Origin of the sequence: Mesorhizobium sp. M7A.F.Ca.CA.002.15.2.1 (genome assembly GCF_003998715.1) — a bacterium.
Classification (GTDB): domain Bacteria; phylum Pseudomonadota; class Alphaproteobacteria; order Rhizobiales; family Rhizobiaceae; genus Mesorhizobium; species Mesorhizobium ciceri.
Map to the genome: position 1 here is coordinate 1 of NZ_RZPI01000583.1, position 3,664 is coordinate 3,664.

3 protein-coding genes and 1 pseudogene are annotated in these 3,664 nt (G+C 60.5%); all 4 read right to left on the reverse strand.

Annotated elements, in window-relative coordinates:
• Positions 1-864, reverse strand: a pseudogene (locus tag ENZ74_RS25555) (hypothetical protein); the annotation flags it as partial.
• Positions 865-1,034: 170 nt separating this feature from the next.
• Complete coding sequence (locus ENZ74_RS25560) at positions 1,035-1,865, reverse strand: aspartyl/asparaginyl beta-hydroxylase domain-containing protein (protein ID WP_063168068.1); 831 nt, start codon at positions 1,863-1,865, stop codon at positions 1,035-1,037.
• 171 nt (positions 1,866-2,036) lie between these two features.
• The gene (locus tag ENZ74_RS25565; protein WP_063168069.1) at positions 2,037-3,344 is read right to left on the reverse strand and encodes a replication-associated recombination protein A; all 1,308 of its coding nucleotides are present in this window, start codon (positions 3,342-3,344) and stop codon (positions 2,037-2,039) included.
• 48 nt (positions 3,345-3,392) lie between these two features.
• Positions 3,393-3,664: PDZ domain-containing protein (locus tag ENZ74_RS25570; protein ID WP_127313068.1), on the reverse strand; the 272-nt coding region annotated here is incomplete at its 5' end.

Here is a 3,664-nt window from a genome sequence, read left to right on the forward strand (position 1 = left end):
CAGCCAGTTCACATAGCTGAGCCGCGATCCTGCCTGGTCAACCTGTGAAACGAAGCTTGTCTTGTATCCGCTGTAAAGGTCGCCATAGCTGGTTCCCAGTATCTTGAGGACCAGGGGTTGCTGGAAGGTCAGCGCGGCTCCGACAACCACGAGGATCACACACAGGCCCCCGACGGCGGCATTGCGGAGTGCCGGGACGTCGCGGTCTTTCGCGACCTGCAGAAAACAGAAGAAGGCCGCGGAAGTTCCGACCCCGATGACGGGATAAGCATACCAGCGGCGCAGCACGAATGCCAACCACAGGCATACGCCGACACGCATGCCGCTGATCACCGGTTCACGGGTCAGGAACCTCGATTTCCAGAGAAAATAGGTTGCCGCGCAAAGCGCGAGACAGCCGGCAATGTCCGGCAACCCACGAAGCGTCGCCGCCCAGAAGGGCGTGTAGAGAAAGGCCGCAATCCATACGGTGAGCCAGCTTCGGCATGAAGGCGTCCCGGTCGCCGCCTCCAGATAGCTTGTTCTGCCGATGAGAAGAGCGGTCGGAACCAGGTAAACAGCGACTATTCCGGCGATGTAGGAAAACCTCGAATCGCCAAAAATGATGTAAAACGGCATCAGCGGCACCAGGATCGCCGCACTGTAGTCGTCGGTGGCGATCGAGGTCCTCAAATGGCTGAGCCACTCGAGAGGGCTCTGAACCAAGAGCGTGCCCTGCCGGCTAAACGTGTCGAAATAGGCAGCGAAGTCCCAGTAATAGACAGGCTGTTCAAGCTCTACATAGATGAGAGCAAGAGCAATTCCCACAAGAGCGGTGCACACATATGTCGTTGCCCAAAATCCGAGAGATTTGTTCTTCGTCACTTGCGGCCGCCAGAAGGAGAAGAGGCAGAACTATCAAAGCCAGCCCGGACTACCGTTTATGCAGCCAGGATCCGTTCCGGCGCATGAGCGGCCGACAAGGATTGGCCAAGTCTCACATGCAGAGCACCCAAACGCTGCCGGCAGGGCCGGCAGCGCCGATTTTCCAAAGCTCAGGTCGTCCCGGCATTCTTCGGCTTGGTCGAACCGATCATTTTCCAGTTCTTGTAGAACATGGAATTGATGCGCTCGACGCTCACCGAGACGATGGCCAGCATACCCGCGATGAGGCGGGGAACCGGCGATGGCCTGATAATGTCCATGAACACGCAGTAGCGGCGGCCGTCATACTCGTTGACCGAGCGATGCAGCAGCGTGTCGTCGAAGATGAACAGCGGATTGTCGTACCAGTAATTCTTGACGTTGCCGCACTCGACGAAAATCTCCGACTTCACCGGGATCAGATTGTAGAGGATGCGCAAGCTGAGCCGCAGCGGGCCGAAATGCCAGGACGTCGATTCGCGCTTGCTGAAGACGGAAACGGCGATGGTCTTGATGTATTTGAAATCCTTGTTGAACTCGGCGACGTTGTCGATCCTGTGCTTGCCGTACCACTGGTAGACATACATGCCGCGCCGGCCGGCGCCGAAATTGGCATCGATATCGGCGATGATCTCATCCTTGCGCGCCTTGAAGATGTCCAGGACCTCGTTGACCTCGCGCTGATAGTCGGCGGGAAACTGCTCCAGCTTCCACACGCCAGGATTTCTGTAGCACAAGAGGTCGACCAGCAGGTTGAACGGCGAAAGCAGCCAGGTGAACAGGCCGTTGCCGAGAAAATAGCCTGAGAACAGCGACAGATCCTTGCGGTCGTTGCGCAGCACGTCGATCAGGCCGCAGACGATGAAGATCGTCGTCAGGATGGGGATGAAATAGAAGCCAAGGGCGAGAAGCGGGATGGCAATGGCGAATTTGCGAAGGGATTTGCGAAGATTTTTTGTCATTTTTCCACGCGCCAAGCGCGATCCTGTTGCGAATGAGGTGCCCAAATCAAGGCAATGGCCACCGCCCGGTCGTGCGCCTTGATAAGGTTTTTTGGGTTACCACACAACGGCCCTGCTACCGCGGCCGGCTGGCTGCCTGCTGGATCTGGTCAATAGCCTCACGCAACCCGGCTATTCCCGCTCTTTGCGCAGCTTTGCCCAATAATCGAGCCGCTTCCTGATATCGCGCTCGAAGCCGCGCTCGGGCGGATCATAGAAGGTCTGGCGACCCATCTTCTCCGGAAAATAATCCTGCCCCGAAAAGGCATCCGGCTCGTCATGGTCGTAGCGGTAGCCCGCGCCGTAATCCTCCTCTTTCATCAGCTTGGTCGGCGCGTTGAGGATGTGCTTGGGCGGCAGCAGCGAGCCGTGTTCCTTGGCGGCCCGCGTGGCGGCCTTGAAAGCGTTGTAGACGGCGTTGGATTTGGGCGCGGTGGCGAGATAGACGGTGGCCTCGGCAAAGGCGAGTTCGCCCTCGGGCGAGCCGAGATAGTCGTAGGCATCCTTGGCGGCATTGGCGACGACAAGCGCCTGCGGGTCGGCAAGGCCGATGTCTTCCATGGCCATGCGCACCAGCCGGCGGCCTAGATAGAGCGGATCCTCGCCGGCATCGAACATGCGTGCGAGATAGTAGAGAGCCGCGTCAGGATCTGAACCGCGTACCGATTTGTGCAGCGCCGAGATCAGATTGTAATGGCCGTCCTGGCCCTTGTCGTAGATTGGCGCGCGGCGCTGGACGATGCGCTGCAGACCCTCGGAATCGAAGACCTCGCCGGGCTTGGCTGCTCGCCAGACTTCCTCTGCCAGGGTAAGAGAGGCGCGGCCGTCGCCATCGCTCATGCGGATGAGCATGGCCCGCGCCTCGTCGTCGAGCGGCAGCGCCCTGCCCTCGGTCTCCTCCGCCCGCGCCATCAGCTTGGAGATGCTCTCCTCGCCAAGCGAATGGAAGACCAGAACGCGCGCGCGTGACAACAAAGCGGCATTCAGTTCGAAGGACGGGTTTTCGGTCGTGGCGCCAACCAGCACGACTGTCCCGTCCTCCATGACCGGGAGGAAACTGTCCTGCTGCGCGCGGTTGAAGCGATGGATCTCGTCGACGAACAGCAAGGTCTGGCGGCCATTGGCACGGCGCAATTTGGCTGATTCGAACACCTTTTTCAGGTCGGCGACGCCGGAAAAGACAGCCGATATCTGCTCGAAGGCGAGACTCGTTTCACCGGCGAGCAACCGCGCCACGGTGGTCTTGCCGGTGCCGGGCGGCCCCCAGAAAATCATCGAGCCGAGCGAGCCGGAACCGATCAACCGGGTCAGCGCGCCGTCAGGCCCCGTCAGATGCTCCTGGCCGACGACCTCGCCAAGGTTCCTCGGCCGCAGCCTGTCGGCCAGCGGCCGCCCAGGCGGCGTCTTTTCCGGTTCATCGACGCTGAACAGATCGGCCATGCACTTCTTTTTCGTTGGAGCATGAGCCCGAATGCACGGAACCCAGCCCTAATAACGCAACACCTGACGCAGTATCTGCCCGCCGCGCTCGACCGTAAAGCGCCACCAGCGCGTATCCGTCTTGGCCGCCAGCTCCAGGGTCGCTGCGGTATCGATGGTGGTGCCGTTCACCTCGCGCACGATGTCGCCCGGCTGGAAGCCGAAATCGGCGGCCGGTGAATCGCGGTTGATGTCGACCACGGTGACGCCCTTGATGTCCGTGCGCAGGCCAAGCCGCTGCGCGAGCCGGGGCGACAGCTCCGCGACCTTGGCGCCCGCTG

What these genes read in the sequence shown, in the direction of transcription:
- ENZ74_RS25560 (WP_063168068.1), bottom strand. Translation starts at nt 1,865, where the DNA reads ATGACAAAAAATCTTCGCAAATCCCTTCGCAAATTCGCCATTGCCATC.
- ENZ74_RS25565 (WP_063168069.1), bottom strand. Translation starts at nt 3,344, where the DNA reads ATGGCCGATCTGTTCAGCGTCGATGAACCGGAAAAGACGCCGCCTGGG.